Origin of the sequence: Rahnella aquatilis CIP 78.65 = ATCC 33071, from assembly GCF_000241955.1 — a bacterium.
In the GTDB taxonomy this organism is placed as follows: domain Bacteria; phylum Pseudomonadota; class Gammaproteobacteria; order Enterobacterales; family Enterobacteriaceae; genus Rahnella; species Rahnella aquatilis.
On sequence record NC_016818.1, the window covers coordinates 1,243,693 to 1,257,909 of the forward strand.

The window sequence follows — 14,217 nt, forward strand, 5'->3', positions numbered from 1 at the left end:
TATGCTGACAGTTATAAGGGGAAGAGGGCCGTCATTCTATTGCTTACAATCCTGTTTTGAATGATTTACGCGCCTTAACGCAAAGCTTACACACTCTCCATAAAGGCGCGTTTTTTGCTCATTCAGGTAAGCGTTTACACCAGGATACCTTCGATCGCCGTCAGCTCTTCTGCACTAAAATGGCGGTTGGCAATCATGCCCACGGCGTCGTCGATCTGGCTGGTTTTACTGGCACCAATCAGGACGGACGTCACGCGGTCGCCACGAAGAACCCATGCCAGCGCCATCTGCGACAGTTTCTGACCGCGCGCCTGCGCAATATCATTCAGCTTACGCACTTTCGCCAGCTTATCTTCCGTCAGCTGATCCGCAGTCAGGAACTTACTGCCGCTGGCGGCGCGGGAATCTTCAGGAATGCCCGCCAGATAACGGTCAGTCAGCACGCCGCCTGCCAGTGGCGAGAAGGCGACAGACCCGACGCCGTTATCCGCCAGCGTATCCAGCAGATCAGCCTCAACCCAGCGCTCGAACATGGAATATTTCGGCTGATGGATCAGGCACGGCGTGCCGAGTTGCTGCAAAATCTCAAACGCTTTTTTCGCGCGTTCTGCCGGATAGTTCGACAAACCGACGTACAGTGCTTTGCCCTGACGCACGATCAGATCCAGCGCCGCCATGGTTTCTTCCAGCGGTGTATCAGGATCAGGGCGGTGATGATAGAAAATATCCACGTACTCCAGCCCCATACGTTTCAGGCTCTGATTCAGACTGGCAACCAGATATTTTTTTGAACCCCAGTCCCCGTACGGGCCGTCCCACATGGTGTAACCGGCTTTGGAGGAAATAATCAGTTCATCGCGGTACGGCAATAAATCTTCCTGCAGGATGCGGCCGAAATGCTGCTCCGCTGAACCCGGAGGCGGGCCGTAGTTATTGGCCAGATCGAAATGGGTGATCCCATGGTCGAAAGCATGGCGGATCAGCTTCCGGCCATTCTCAAAATGGGCGTTATCGCCGAAGTTATGCCACAGGCCAAGGGAAACAACGGGCAGTTTCAGACCGCTCTGGCCACAGCGACGGTATTCCATATTCTCGTAACGGGCTGGACTGGCTTGATACACCATGTGAGTCCTTATAATAAATTCAGAAGTGAACAGAAGGTTATAAATGTCATAAAAAACCAATTTTAGTGTATGCGCTTTCACAAGCATTTCCAGCTAATCAGATCACATCCGGAGCAATCCTTACGCCCAGGACTGTTGATTACCGTGACTATTCTTCCTGCATATTACCTTTACTGCTGGATCCGCTTCCCTGCATTAACGCAGTGCAGGGGTGTAACTCTGCGTTGCCATGTCTTATTTCGAATAATAAATGTCCTGTTCCCCTGTTTGGAGTAATACTGATATCAGTGGGATTAACTGTTTACTTTATTTTTAACAGAGGATCGTCATGAGTAATGAATACACCGTAGGTGACTATCTTTTAGATCGCTTATCATTCAGCGGGATCTCCGAGTTGTTTGGTGTGCCGGGTGACTACAATCTGAAATTCCTCGACAGCGTGATTAATCATCAGCAAATCACCTGGGTCGGCTGTACCAATGAATTAAATGCCGCCTATGGCGCAGATGGTTATGCGCGTACCAAAGGTATTGCAGCGTTGCTGACGACGTTTGGTGTCGGCGAACTGAGCGCGCTGAATGGCATTGCCGGTAGTTATGCGGAATATGTGCCCGTTGTGCATATCGTGGGGGCGCCAGCGCTGACGTCTCAGCGTAAAGGCGAGTTGTTGCATCACACGCTGGGGGATGGCGAATTCAGTCATTTCATGCGAATGTCCGCGCCGGTCAGCGTGGCGCAGGCGTCTCTCACGCCGGAAAATGCCCTGGCTGAAATCGACCGGGTGATTGAAGAAGTGATGTACAGCTCGCGTCCGGGGTATCTGTTGCTGCCCAGCGACGTGGCCGCACTGCCGGTCAGTACCCGTGCGCATGCGCTACCTGCACGTCAGCCGCCTTTCTCACCTTCTTCTCTGGATGCTTTTGTTGCTGCCGCTGAAACGCAGTTGCGGGGCGCAAAACGGGTTTCACTGCTGGCGGATTTTCTGGCAGACCGCTTCAAGGTTAAAAAGGCGCTGGAACAGTGGATGGAAGAAGTGCCGCTGGCCCATTCAACGTTGCTGATGGGCAAAGGTTTATTTAACGAGCAACAGGCGCATTTTGCCGGCACGTATTCCGGTGCCGCCAGCGCACCATCAACGAAAGAAGCGATTGAAGGGGCTGATGTGGTGATCACGGTCGGGGTGAAATTTACTGACACCATCACCGCCGGTTTTACCCAGCAGCTGCCGTCCGGAAAATGCATCGACCTTCAGCCCTTTTTTGCCCGCGTGGGCGATCAGATCTTCCACCAGCTACCGCTCGAAAAAACGGTCAGCGTGATGCACCGCCTCACCGCAGAACTGGCTTGTGGCCGGACGCCTTATCCCGTTAAACACAACGCATTGCCGTTATCGCACGATAACCGCCTCGGGCAATGTGCTTTCTGGCAGCAAATTCAGGATTTCCTGCAACCGGGAGATGTGCTGGTTGCCGAGCAGGGCACCGCCTGTTTTGGGGCGGCGGCGCTGAGTTTGCCGGAAGATTGCCAGTTCGTCGTCCAGCCGTTATGGGGCTCAATTGGTTTCACGCTGCCCGCCGCGTTTGGTGTGCAGATTGCCGTACCGGATCGCCGGGTCGTGCTGCTGATTGGCGACGGATCCGCACAACTGACCCTGCAGGGATTAGGTGCTGCCATCCGTTATGGTCTGCCGCCGATTATTTTTGTGATTAATAATGACGGCTACACCGTTGAACGGGCGATCCACGGTGAAACCCAGCGCTACAACGACATCGCCCGGTGGAACTGGACACAGTTCCCGGCGGCCTTCGGCGGTACAGAAGTGTTCAGTGCGCGGGCGGATTCGCCGCAGGCGCTGAAAGAGGCGATAACAAAGGCCACCGCACGGCGACAGATGGCCTGGATAGAAGTTATTTTGCCGAAAATGGATATTCCTGACTTGCTCAATTCAGTGTCTAAATCGCTGGCGAAGCGTAACTCAGGGCAATAGATCGGTTTCCGGTGACGGCGGGTCAGTCAGCTGGTCGATGAACCACCAACCCGCCGGACCCGGCTGATTATTTTTACTCCACACCGCATCCACGGAAATCTGCTTCGGCCAGCCGCGCAAGGGCAGGCTGACCAGCTTGTCATGGCCAAATTGTTGCACCAGCCAGTGCGGCAACGTCGCCCAGCCAAACCCCTGTTCCGCCATTTCCAGCAACATCAGATAGCTGGGCGCTGACCAGATCTGCCCCTGCGCGCGGGGCATTTCACGGCGGCTGTAAGGTTGCAGGCAAAGCTGGCGGAAGGTATGTAACTGCTCCGGTTGCAGATTGCTGATGTTCGCCAGCGGATGCTCACGGCTGCAAAACACCGACATATCCGTTTGTTCCGGTAAGCGCGCCACGCCAATGTCCGGCGGATAACTCGCCTGCACTTCCACCATGCCGATATGGGCGCGGCCGGACTGCAACAGGTCGATCACGTCCTGATCTTCGGCGATCTGGCATTCAAATTCGATATCAGGATAACGGCGTTCAAACCGGCGCAGCAGTGCCTCGTGGTGGGTTGGCTGATAAGTATCCGACAGCACGAACGTCAGGCGAGTTTCCACCTGCGTCGATAAACGCACCGCCAGCTCATCAAGGCGTTCGCTGGCCGCCAGAATGGCCTGAACGTGGCTGAGTACGCGTTGCCCGGCAGGTGTCAGCACCGGCTGGCGGCTCTGGCGGTCAAACAGCGTAATGCCCAAATCCACTTCCAGATTGGCGATGGCCGTACTGACGGTGGACTGACTCTTACGCAACTTACGCGCTGCTGCCGAAAACGATCCGGTATCCGCCGCTTCGACAAAAGCCATCAGGGCTTCCGGTGAATAGCGCATCCTGTTCTCCTTCTGATTTCAATCCATCTATTTTATCGATACATTCTATCTTTTATCTATCTTATTTAGTGATGATAATGACCGCCTGTGACAACCGTCACGTAACAGTTCACGTAACAACGATCAGGAATCAGGCAGGTTTTTATGTCTAAGCAAACACGGAATATCTCTCAGAAAACGTTCGGCGAACGCATTTTTCATGCGGTAGGTTTTGAAACAATCGCGGTACTGATTTCAGCCCCCGCCGCAGCCTGGGCGCTGAACAAACCGGTCTGGGAGATGGGCGCGCTGGCGATCATGCTGTCCACCACGGCGATGGTCTGGAACATTATCTATAACAGCCTCTTTGACAAATTCTGGCCGGTTTCCCGCGTGGTGCGGACATTTAAAATCCGCGTGGCGCACGCGCTGGGCTTCGAAGGGGGCTTTATCCTCATCGGCCTGCCGGTTGCGGCACTCTGGCTGGGCATCAGCCTGCCGGACGCCTTTATGCTGGAGATGGGTTTCTTCCTGTTCTTCCTGCCGTATACCGTGGCGTACAACTGGGTGTATGACACCCTGCGTCATCACTGGATGAACCGCCGTATGGCGGCAAAGGATTGCCCGGCTAAACATTAATTTGCATCGCTGAATGTGTAAAAAAGCCCGCCGACATTTTCTTTGTCCGCGGGCTTTTTGTCGGTTATGGTTTTGCCATCTGGAAAAATACAGGGTGTGCAGATGAAAACTTTAGGATTGATTGGTGGCATGAGCTGGGAATCCACCGTGCCGTATTACCGCATGATTAACGAACAGGTAAAGCAGCAACTGGGCGGATTACATTCGGCCAAACTGTTCCTTTACAGCGTCGATTTTTACGAAATCGAAAAGCTGCAAATGGCCGGTGACTGGCAGCAGGCAGGTGAAATTCTCGGTAACGCCGCGAATTCACTGGCGCGTGCAGGTGCGGAGGTTATCGTCGTATGTACCAACACCATGCATAAAGTGGCAGATGATATCGAACGTATCGGTGGCCTGCCGCTGTTGCATATCGCCGATGCGACGGCAGACAAAATCACCGGCCAGGGGCTGCGTAAAATCGGTCTGCTCGGCACGCGGTTCACCATGGAACAGGATTTCTATCGCGGGCGTTTGCAGGAAAAACATCAGATTGACGTGGTGACGCCGGATGAAGCTGACCGGGCGATTGTCCATCGCATTATTTATGAAGAGCTGTGCCTGGGCCTGATTAAGGATGATTCCCGCGAAGAATATCGGCGGATTATTGGCAAATTAGAACAGCAGGGCGTGGAAGGCATTATTCTCGGATGCACCGAAATTACCCTGCTGGTGGGCGCGGAAGACGCGAGCGTACCGGTTTTTGACACCACCGCCATTCATGCGCTGGCGGCGGCGGAGTTTGCATTAAAGCAGGATTAATCTTCTTCTGTGACCTGCCGGTTGAGTCGCTGTTTTGCCACCTGCATCAGCGGCTTACCGGCCAGCATTAACCACGCTGGCAACATCACGATACACAACAACGGCAGCAGCTTCAGCCCCGGCACCACGGCAGCGGCCATAAACAAACTGAGCCAGCCGTCGCGTGTCACCACCAGCACCATGCCCATGACGGCGCATGAAACGGTCACCGCTGCCGGCACATCCGGCGCGTACTGATGCAGCATCAGACCAAGCGATACCCCGACAAACACCGCCGGGAAAATACGTCCGCCACGAAAACCGCAGGCTGCCGCCACCACTAACGCGGCGAGTTTGGTCAGGGTGATCGCCAGCAGCGGCCCCATCTCAAACAACGCGTTGGAATGCGCCAGCTCTTTCATCTCATCCAGCCCTTTAAACAGCGTGATTTCCCCGCCTGTCAGCGCCAGTAAACCGAGCACAAACCCGCCAATACCCAGTCGCAGTATCGGATTCTGAATATTATTAAACATCCGGTGAACATGCGGGAACAGCCAGACGGCAATCATCCCCAGTGCGATGGCAATCAGCACCACCACCGACCCGCTGAAAATATCCATCAGGCTGGCGGCGTCATACGACGGAATGCTGAGCGAAAAATCGGGCTGGAAAAACTGATCGGTGGTGATGGCACCTGCACCCGCGGCGAGCAAGGGCGCAAAAAGGCGATCCCATAACTGCACATCTTTGTTGGTGCCGAGGGTTTGCGAAAAAATCAGCGCTGCCGCTACCGGCGTGCCGAACAACGCGCCGATAGTGCCGGCCGCCGCCAGGATCACCCAGTCGGTCGTCGGCACTGCGGGCAGCAAGCGGGACCCTATAGCCGCCACCAGCGCAATATTAATCACCGTGATCGGATGTTCCGGCCCCAGGCTGACACCACCGGCCAGACCGACCATCAGCGCCAGCGCCAGGCCCGGTAACGCATTCAGTGCCACCGGTGCACCAATCAGAGATTCCGTGGCCGGATCCGGCCCGGCGTGGCCTGGCATATACTTAATGATGGCGCCGACGCCAATGCCGGTCAGTGTCAGCATAAACAGCGTCCAGCTGGCGGATTGTGTATTGATATTCAGCACGGCGGGAATGTTCCCCCACAGCAGGTTTTGCAGCGCGCCAGAAATCATCATGACGAAGACCAGAACCAGACTGGACATCACACCAATAATGATCGCGGGCAGGGCAAAAGCTAACATAACTCTGGCGCGGGGATGGAACATGCACGTATTTCCTTATTTATAATTTTGTTTGCTCTGATAGCTTAGATGAATCCCGGCAAAGTCGGTTTGCGGGCTGTCGACATTATTTTGTGTGGCATGCTGCATAAATGTGGGTTGCTTCAAAACTGCGTTGCAGCGTATAGCAATTACCGCTATTTTGCCCACACGAATTTGGCGCGGATGCGCAGCATAATGAATTTACTTTTGCGGAGAATAACATGACCAAGTACTCCCTGGTGGGCGATGTCGGGGGCACCAACTGCCGCCTGGCGCTTTGCGCGTTGGACAGCGGCGAGATTTCTCAGTCTAAGACTTTCTCCGGGCTGGATTACGACAGCCTCGAAGCCGTGGTGCGTGAGTACCTCGCGCAGCAGCATCAGGATGTTGAAGATGCCTGTATTGCCATCGCCTGCCCGATCACCGGCGACTGGGTGGCCATGACCAACCATACGTGGGCCTTTTCCATTGCCGAAATGAAGAAAAACCTCGGTCTGCAACATCTGGAAGTGATCAACGATTTCACTGCCGTTTCTATGGCAATCCCGATGCTGAAAGAAGATGACCTGTTGCAGTTCGGCGGTAAAAAAGCGCAGGACGGCAAACCGGCAGTCATTTACGGTGCGGGCACCGGGCTGGGCGTGGCGCACTTAATCCATGCCAATAACCAATGGCTGAGCCTGCCGGGCGAGGGCGGTCACGTTGATTTCGCGCCAAACAGTGAAGAAGAAGACATCATTCTTGAGCAGTTGCGTACCGAATTGGGACACGTTTCTGCTGAGCGTATTCTCTCCGGTCCGGGCCTGGTGAATCTCTACCGTGCCATCGTCAAATCAGATAACCGCGTACCGGAAAACTTCAGACCAAAAGACGTGACTGAGCTGGCACTGACGGATGAAAATCTGGACTGCCGCCGCGCACTGTCACTGTTTTGCGTCATCATGGGACGTTTTGGCGGCAATCTGGCGCTGAACATGGGGACCTTCGGCGGCGTATACATTGCAGGCGGCATCGTTCCGCGCTTCCTGGAATTCTTCAAAGCCTCGGGCTTTCGCGCCGCGTTTGAAGATAAAGGTCGCTTCAAAGATTACCTGATGGATATTCCGGTATTCCTGATCACCCACGATCAACCGGGATTACTCGGGGCAGGGGCTTATTTGCGTCAGTCTATCGGCATGACAATCTAGGTTTCCCCTCGAAGGGAATGAAGTAGAAAGCCATCGGCTCCCTCCCCTGCGAAGGGGAGGGTTGGGGTGGGGTATTAAGTTCAAAATCAATAAGTTGAAGTGTGCTTTAGCAAGGTGTTAGCCCTTAAAACCCCCTCCCGACCTCCCCCTTAGTGAACTGAACCCCGAATGTTGGACGTTTTAATCCTCATTCGGAGTTTAGTATGAAGTACGATTTTCAAATCAAAATGATAGCCGTCAGGCACTATCTTGACGGCCACGATGGCTTCAAAATTACCGCCCGCAAATATCACGTTCCGGCATCCTCACTTCGTGCATGGACTGCTGCCTATCAATTTCACGGTGAGCAGGCTTTTCGTAAGGCGACTCGCATCTATTCCGAACAGTTTCGTGCTCATGTCGTCGATGTGACTCTTCGCGAACATCTTTCTATGCGTTCTGCCGCCGCCCGATTTAATATTGCTGATTATCAGACAATCAAACGCTGGATCCTGGCTGCTAAAAACTCAGCTTTTCCAGCTCTGAAAGAGAGGAATAACATGGCGCAGAAAACGCAAAAACCTGAGATAAAGCCTGAAGACATGACGCCTGCCGAGCTTCTGGAAGAGGTGCGCTATCTGCGTGCTGAACGCGCTTACAACGAAAAGCTCGACGCCCTGATGAAGTCAAAAACAGAACGGAAGAAAAAATCCACGCCATCAGGGCATTAATCGGAGAACACCGTCTCCAGGATCTGTTGAAATCTGCGAGGTTGCCACGAAGCACCTGGTACTGGTGGCAATCGCGGGAGCAAGCCGGGGATGACGTGACGTTATGTGACGCCATCGGGCAACTGGCCGTCCGCCACAAGCGGTGCTATGGCTATCGCCGCGTCACGTTAGAACTGCGCAATCAGGGCGTGCGGGTCAATCATAAAAAGGTGTTCCGCCTGATGCGGGAAATGGATGTACAGGCGCGGGTGCGGCCTAAAAAATACCGGAGTTATAAGGACGATATCGGGATGGCGCCAGCGCCCAATCTGCTGAGACGGAAATTTAACGCCTCCGGACCGGGGGTAAAGCTGGTGACGGATGTTACCGAGTTCAATGTGGGCGGGGATAAACTGTATTTATCGCCGGTCATGGATTTATACAATGCAGAAATCATCGCGATGAGTATAGGTACGCGGCCGACTTTCGAGCTGACTGAAAAGATGCTAAATGATTTACTTACATCAGGTTACGTCAGAAAAAAAGCCATTCTACATAGCGATCAGGGCTGGCAATATAGGATGCCTTCGTGGCAAAAAAGGCTCAAAGAGGCAGGGATAAGACAGAGCATGTCGCGAAAAGGCAATTGCTATGACAATGCCGCAATGGAAAGCTTTTTTGCGGTGTTGAAGACGGAGATGTTCCACGGTTATAAGTTCGAGAGCAGGGAAAAACTGGCTGAGTCGATAGAAGCGTATGTCGCTTACTATAACCACGATAGAATAAAGATGAAGTTGGGTGGAATGAGTCCAGCAGATTACCGGACTCAAATGTTCCCCCTGCACTAACCTGGTGTCCAAGTTTAGGGGTTCAGTTCATAGCAGGGGGAGGAGCAAGAAAACCTGTTCCATTTCTTCGCAGCTGGAAACAAAACTCGATCGGCTCCCTCCCCTGCGAAGGGGAGGGTTGGGGTGGGGTATTAAGCTAAAAATCAATAAGTTGAAGTGTGCTTTAACTCATTGTTAGCCCTTAAAACGCCTTCCCGGCCTCCCCTTCGCAAGGGAAGGGGCAAAAAACGTTAAGCCCACCATCAAAACCGCATTAACTGCCTGAATTCCTTCACCTTGCTTCTGCTCACCGGCACTTCAAAATCCAGATCACTTAACCGCAAAATGTAGGTGTTGTTAAACCACGGCACGATCTCGCGGATTTTCGACAAATTCACGCAATAGGAACGATGGCAGCGGAAAAAATGCTCTTCCGGCAGGCGGTTGCATAATTCGGTGATGTTCATCGGCATGGTGAATTCTTCTTTGCGGGTATACACCTGCGTGACCTTTTCCTGCGCGGCGGCGTAATAAATATCGTTGATGTCGGTAACGATAATCCGCTCATCTTTGATCAGATTGATGCTGTGACTGACACGCGCAGTGCTGCCCGCGACGGGAGCAATACCTTCCTGTTTATCGCCCGGTTCCTTCACTGCCAGCGCTTTATCCCGGCGAAAATGTGACTCCAGCTTTTGCAGCATGGTGACAATACGTGACTCGTGATAAGGCTTAAGGATGTAGTCAAACGCTTCGATTTCAAAGGCTTCTGCGGCGTGTTCCTTATAGGCGGTGATAAACACGATATAAGGCTTATGGGCAAACTTACTGATGTTTTGCGCCAGTAATACGCCATCAAGGGAAGGGATGCTGATATCGAGAAAAATCGCGTCCACTTCATGTGATTGCAGGTATTTAAGCACATCCAGCCCGTCATCAAATATCGCTTCAATGCTGATGCTGCTGTGCGTATTAATCAGATAACTCAGCTCTTCCTGAGCCGGGATTTCATCTTCGACGATAATAGCTTTCACGGAATTATCCCCCGGTGCGGTGGCCCGAAAGGCGGGCGGGTAAAATGAAAAAAGCGTCCCTGCGGTCAGGCTATTTTGCTCTCAGGGGCTTGCGCGACGTTTGCAGGCGCGCGGGTAATGACAAACGAAATATCAGTGCCTGGCTCAAGACGGCGGATGGTCAGGCCCTGGCCATACAGCAATGAGACGCGGTGATGCACATTGAGCAGGCCGATTTTGTTACCGGGCATCTCATTGCGCGCCACACGGTCAATGGTTTCCTGATTAATACCGTGGCCGGTATCCTTTACTGACACCCGGATACCGTCAGTCTGATGTTTCACTGAAATCACCACCACGCCTTTTCCGCTGCATTTCTGGATACCGTGCACAATGGCGTTTTCCACCAGCGGCTGGATCAGCAGGCTGGGGATTTTCACCGAAATGTCGTCATCAATGTCATAAATCACCGTCAGTTTGCTGCCGAACCGCGCCTGCTCAATGGCGATGTAATCCTGCACCTGATGCAGTTCTTTACGCAGATCAATCAGTTCGTCATTCAGTTCCAGGTTATAACGCAGATAACGGGAAAGGTTGATGATGAGCTGACGCGCCACGTCCGGGCGGGCGCGGATAGACGATGAAATCGCGTTCAGTGCATTAAACAGAAAATGGGGATTTATCTTGCTCTGCAACGCCCGCATTTCAGCTTTATTGGCCATCTCGCGTAACTGTTCGGTGCGTGAGACTTCCATCTGTGTCGACATAATTTGCGACAGCCCGATCGCCATCACTTTCAGCGAATAAGTGATGCGGTGCGGGTCGCAATAATAGATTTTCAGCGAGCCGGTGACTTCGCCTTTTTCCCACAGCGGGATAATAATCAGCGAGTGAATTTGCGGGGTACGGTGCATTTCGTCGTTGTTTTTCACCGTAATTTCACCGCTTTCCAGCGTCGCTTTGGTCATCTCACTCAGCGTTTCATGGCCGATATTATATTCTTCAGCCCCCACACCAACGTAAGCCAGAATGTTTTTGGTGTCGGTAATCGCCACCGCATCGGCGTCGATATCTTCGCGGATAATGCGGCAAATACTGGCCAACGATTCGGCATTAATATTACGGCCTTCTATATTACGGAAGTAGGGTAACGTTTTGTTGGCGATATCCAGTGCCAGCCGCGCCTGCCGGGCGGCGATCACCTCTTTTTCATCCTCGACACTTTGCACCAGCAAAACAATCAGGCCGATGGAGCTGGCGCCGAGGATCAGCGGAGCGGCGATATTCATGACGATATCCAGCCCGAGCGAAAACGGTCGCGCCATCAGTAAAATCAGGAGCATGGTCAGCGTTTCGCACAGCATGCCGCCCAGAATACCGACTTTCCAGTGCAGCGATTTTTTAACTTTTTTATTGATGTAACCGGAAAGGAAACCTGCGGTAATACTGGTGATCAGGCACGGAACAGACGTGGGCCCGTGAATGTCGATCAGGAAACGGTGCGTACCGGAAATCAGGCCGGTAATGATCCCGACCCACGGCCCGAACAGGATCCCGCCCGACATGATGGCGATCGTACGCACGTTGATCAGCGAGCCTTCGACGTTGATCCCAGAGAGCGTACCGAAAATGGCGAACAGCGAGAAAATGGCGGTCACCGCAGTCAGTTCCAGCGGCGTATGGTTTTCATTTTCTTTGTGCAGCAGTTTGCGAAACAGCGGGGTTCGCGTGAGGAAGAACAAACAGATGAGCATCAGCGCCGCACGGTCAAAGACCGCCAGCAGCATATCGAACATGTGAGGCATGGCAGATTAAACTCTTTGCACGATTGAAAGATAAGCGTGCCAAATGGATTCAGCGGTTATTATATGTAAAAGGTCAGACTTTCACCATCGGCAGACACAGGAGCACATTCCGACATGATTTTGTTATCCACGCCGCGGCTGATCATGCAGCCCCTCCAGGCTGATGACTGGGCGTTTTTCTTGCGGCTGTATCAGACCCCCGACGTCATGCGTTTTATCGGCGATATCGAAACCCACGCGCAGGTTCATAGCCGCTTTGAGCAGCGTCTTGGAAACTGGGATCGCTACAGTGATTTCTGGTTGTGCCTGCTGATCCGCGAAAAAGAAACCGGTGCGGCGGTGGGACTGACCGGATTTTTCCCGGACTGGCGGCCCTATAAACAAGGCGAAGTCGGGTTCATTCTGGCACCTGAGCATCAGCGCAAAGGTTATGCCGTGGAATCCCTGCGCGAAGTGCTGAACTTTGCGTTTGACCAGTGTGGTTTTCACCGTCTGCAGGCCAATGTACTCGAAGGTAACGACGCCTCGCGCCGCGTGCTGGAAAAGTGCGGATTCCGGATGGAAGGCCATCTGCGGGACAGCTACCGGATCGGCGATGAGTGGAAAAACGACTGGCTGCTGGGGCTGCTGGCGACTGATCCGCGTCCGCAGTGAAAAAAAAGGTGCCCGGTATCTCGACAGCCATTTTCCTCTGCGTTATGTTCGTTGAAGGCCGTTACGCGGCCAGCGTCGCTCGGACGGTCCGGGCGCTTACGTATCCCAGAGGAAATTATGGCTGATTCCAGTTCACCCCGTCGTTTTTCACGTATTGATCGTCTTCCCCCTTATGTTTTCAATATTACTGCTGAACTGAAAATGGCCGCCCGCCATCGTGGCGAAGACATTATCGATTTCAGTATGGGCAACCCTGACGGCCCGACACCGCCGCACATTGTGGAAAAACTGGTGCAGGTTGCGCAGCGCGAAGACACTCACGGTTACTCGACCTCACGCGGCATTCCGCGTCTGCGTCGTGCCATTTCCCGCTGGTATGCCGACCGTTATCAGGTAGAGATAGACCCTGAAAGCGAAGCTATTGTCACCATCGGTTCGAAAGAAGGGCTGGCGCATCTGATGCTGGCGACGCTCGATCATGGCGACACCGTTCTGGTGCCTAACCCAAGTTATCCGATCCACATTTATGGCGCCGTGATTGCCGGTGCGCAGGTGCGTTCCGTGCCGCTGGCCGAAGGGGTGGATTTCTTTGCTGAGCTGGAAAAAGCCATCCGCGAAACCATTCCGCGCCCGAAAATGATGATCCTCGGCTTCCCGTCCAACCCGACGGCGCAGTGCGTGGAGCTGGATTTCTTTGAGCGCGTGGTGGCGCTGGCTAAACAATACAACGTGCTGGTGATCCACGATCTGGCCTATGCGGACATCGTGTACGACGGCTGGAAAGCACCGTCAATCATGCAGGTGCCGGGCGCAAAAGACATTGCCGTGGAATTCTTCACGCTGTCGAAAAGTTACAACATGGCAGGCTGGCGCATCGGTTTTATGGTCGGTAATCCTGAACTGGTCAGCGCGCTGGCACGTATCAAAAGTTATCATGATTACGGCACCTTCACGCCGTTGCAGGTGGCGGCGATTGCCGCGCTGGAAGGCGATCAGCAATGCGTCAAAGACATTGCCGAACAATACCGTCAGCGCCGTAATGTGCTGGTCCGTGGTCTGCATGAAGCGGGCTGGATGGTGGAAAACCCGAAAGCGTCGATGTACGTCTGGGCAAAAATTCCGCCTGCTTATGCGCACTTAGGGTCGCTGGAATTCGCCAAACGGCTGCTGGCCGACGCTAAAGTGTGTGTGTCGCCGGGGATCGGTTTCGGAGATTACGGCGATACGCATGTACGCTTCGCGCTGATCGAAAATCAGGACCGGATCCGTCAGGCCGTACGCGGCATCAAAGCGATGTTCCGGGCAGACGGTTTGTTGCCCCCGAAAAAAACGGTGGGTGAACCGCCTGTGGAACAGGATCCTACGGTTATCGCGTGATGC

Annotated in this window: 12 protein-coding genes and 2 pseudogenes; 8 read left to right on the top strand and 6 right to left on the bottom strand. The window is 53.6% G+C overall.

Features of this window, described 5'->3' with window-relative positions; genetic code table 11:
- Nucleotides 1–134: 134 nt before the first annotated feature.
- Nucleotides 135–1,124 carry an L-glyceraldehyde 3-phosphate reductase gene (gene mgrA / locus RAHAQ2_RS05775; protein ID WP_015696333.1) on the bottom strand — a complete coding sequence of 330 codons (990 nt, stop codon included), beginning with the start codon at nucleotides 1,122–1,124 and terminating at the stop codon, nucleotides 135–137.
- A 328-nt stretch (nucleotides 1,125–1,452) separates the two neighbouring features.
- Here mgrA and RAHAQ2_RS05780 point away from each other — a divergent pair, with 328 nt between their 5' ends.
- Entirely contained in the window at nucleotides 1,453–3,111 is a 1,659-nt protein-coding gene (locus RAHAQ2_RS05780; RefSeq protein ID WP_015696334.1) for an alpha-keto acid decarboxylase family protein, read from the top strand.
- Here RAHAQ2_RS05780 and RAHAQ2_RS05785 read toward each other — a convergent pair.
- Nucleotides 3,100–3,987, bottom strand: a complete 888-nt coding sequence (locus RAHAQ2_RS05785; RefSeq protein WP_015696335.1) for a LysR family transcriptional regulator — start codon at nucleotides 3,985–3,987, stop codon at nucleotides 3,100–3,102. The genes RAHAQ2_RS05780 and RAHAQ2_RS05785 overlap by 12 nt on opposite strands.
- A gap of 144 nt (nucleotides 3,988–4,131) precedes the next feature.
- Between RAHAQ2_RS05785 and RAHAQ2_RS05790 the strand changes: the two genes are divergently transcribed.
- Both RAHAQ2_RS05790 and RAHAQ2_RS05795 read left to right on the top strand, forming a co-directional pair.
- Nucleotides 4,132–4,605, top strand: coding sequence for a multidrug/biocide efflux PACE transporter (locus RAHAQ2_RS05790; RefSeq protein WP_015696336.1), 474 nt, complete (start codon nucleotides 4,132–4,134; stop codon nucleotides 4,603–4,605).
- Between the two features lie 102 nt (nucleotides 4,606–4,707).
- Nucleotides 4,708–5,406: an aspartate/glutamate racemase family protein gene (locus tag RAHAQ2_RS05795; RefSeq protein ID WP_015696337.1), complete on the top strand. Its 699-nt coding sequence runs from the start codon at nucleotides 4,708–4,710 to the stop codon at nucleotides 5,404–5,406.
- Here RAHAQ2_RS05795 and RAHAQ2_RS05800 read toward each other — a convergent pair.
- The gene (locus tag RAHAQ2_RS05800) at nucleotides 5,403–6,665 is read right to left on the bottom strand and encodes an ion channel protein (RefSeq protein ID WP_015696338.1); all 1,263 of its coding nucleotides are present in this window, start codon (nucleotides 6,663–6,665) and stop codon (nucleotides 5,403–5,405) included. The genes RAHAQ2_RS05795 and RAHAQ2_RS05800 overlap by 4 nt on opposite strands.
- Before the next feature lie 218 nt (nucleotides 6,666–6,883).
- On the opposite strand from RAHAQ2_RS05800, the gene glk reads away from it, so the two are divergent.
- The 3 genes from glk (at nucleotide 6,884) to RAHAQ2_RS05815 (ending at nucleotide 9,386) form a co-directional block, all read left to right on the top strand.
- On the top strand, nucleotides 6,884–7,849 hold the full coding sequence (gene glk, locus RAHAQ2_RS05805; protein WP_015696339.1) for a glucokinase: 966 nt from the start codon (nucleotides 6,884–6,886) through the stop codon (nucleotides 7,847–7,849).
- A gap of 203 nt (nucleotides 7,850–8,052) precedes the next feature.
- Nucleotides 8,053–8,559: a transposase gene (locus RAHAQ2_RS05810; protein WP_015696340.1), complete on the top strand. Its 507-nt coding sequence runs from the start codon at nucleotides 8,053–8,055 to the stop codon at nucleotides 8,557–8,559.
- A complete protein-coding gene (locus tag RAHAQ2_RS05815; protein WP_238532073.1) occupies nucleotides 8,559–9,386 on the top strand; it encodes an IS3 family transposase in 828 nt (275 codons plus the stop codon). The genes RAHAQ2_RS05810 and RAHAQ2_RS05815 overlap by 1 nt, the downstream gene beginning before the upstream one ends.
- Before the next feature lie 242 nt (nucleotides 9,387–9,628).
- Here the strand turns inward: RAHAQ2_RS05815 and RAHAQ2_RS26180 are convergent.
- From RAHAQ2_RS26180 to RAHAQ2_RS05825, 3 genes and pseudogenes are all read right to left on the bottom strand, one after another.
- Nucleotides 9,629–9,955, bottom strand: a pseudogene (locus tag RAHAQ2_RS26180) (LytTR family DNA-binding domain-containing protein); the annotation flags it as partial.
- A gap of 89 nt (nucleotides 9,956–10,044) precedes the next feature.
- Nucleotides 10,045–10,399 (bottom strand): annotated as a pseudogene (locus RAHAQ2_RS26185) (response regulator); the annotation flags it as partial.
- Between the two features lie 65 nt (nucleotides 10,400–10,464).
- Complete coding sequence (locus tag RAHAQ2_RS05825) at nucleotides 10,465–12,183, bottom strand: sensor histidine kinase (RefSeq protein WP_015696343.1); 1,719 nt, start codon at nucleotides 12,181–12,183, stop codon at nucleotides 10,465–10,467.
- Between the two features lie 114 nt (nucleotides 12,184–12,297).
- Between RAHAQ2_RS05825 and RAHAQ2_RS05830 the strand changes: the two genes are divergently transcribed.
- On the top strand, nucleotides 12,298–12,837 hold the full coding sequence (locus tag RAHAQ2_RS05830; protein ID WP_015696344.1) for a GNAT family N-acetyltransferase: 540 nt from the start codon (nucleotides 12,298–12,300) through the stop codon (nucleotides 12,835–12,837).
- 117 nt (nucleotides 12,838–12,954) lie between these two features.
- Complete coding sequence (gene alaC / locus RAHAQ2_RS05835; RefSeq protein WP_015696345.1) at nucleotides 12,955–14,214, top strand: alanine transaminase; 1,260 nt, start codon at nucleotides 12,955–12,957, stop codon at nucleotides 14,212–14,214.
- Nucleotides 14,215–14,217 lie beyond the last annotated feature (3 nt).

What these genes read in the sequence shown, in the direction of transcription:
- mgrA (WP_015696333.1), bottom strand. Translation starts at nt 1,124, where the DNA reads ATGGTGTATCAAGCCAGTCCAGCCCGTTACGAGAATATGGAATACCGT.
- RAHAQ2_RS05780 (WP_015696334.1), top strand. Translation starts at nt 1,453, where the DNA reads ATGAGTAATGAATACACCGTAGGTGACTATCTTTTAGATCGCTTATCA.
- RAHAQ2_RS05785 (WP_015696335.1), bottom strand. Translation starts at nt 3,987, where the DNA reads ATGCGCTATTCACCGGAAGCCCTGATGGCTTTTGTCGAAGCGGCGGAT.
- RAHAQ2_RS05790 (WP_015696336.1), top strand. Translation starts at nt 4,132, where the DNA reads ATGTCTAAGCAAACACGGAATATCTCTCAGAAAACGTTCGGCGAACGC.
- RAHAQ2_RS05795 (WP_015696337.1), top strand. Translation starts at nt 4,708, where the DNA reads ATGAAAACTTTAGGATTGATTGGTGGCATGAGCTGGGAATCCACCGTG.
- RAHAQ2_RS05800 (WP_015696338.1), bottom strand. Translation starts at nt 6,665, where the DNA reads ATGTTCCATCCCCGCGCCAGAGTTATGTTAGCTTTTGCCCTGCCCGCG.
- glk (WP_015696339.1), top strand. Translation starts at nt 6,884, where the DNA reads ATGACCAAGTACTCCCTGGTGGGCGATGTCGGGGGCACCAACTGCCGC.
- RAHAQ2_RS05810 (WP_015696340.1), top strand. Translation starts at nt 8,053, where the DNA reads ATGAAGTACGATTTTCAAATCAAAATGATAGCCGTCAGGCACTATCTT.
- RAHAQ2_RS05825 (WP_015696343.1), bottom strand. Translation starts at nt 12,183, where the DNA reads ATGCCTCACATGTTCGATATGCTGCTGGCGGTCTTTGACCGTGCGGCG.
- RAHAQ2_RS05830 (WP_015696344.1), top strand. Translation starts at nt 12,298, where the DNA reads ATGATTTTGTTATCCACGCCGCGGCTGATCATGCAGCCCCTCCAGGCT.
- alaC (WP_015696345.1), top strand. Translation starts at nt 12,955, where the DNA reads ATGGCTGATTCCAGTTCACCCCGTCGTTTTTCACGTATTGATCGTCTT.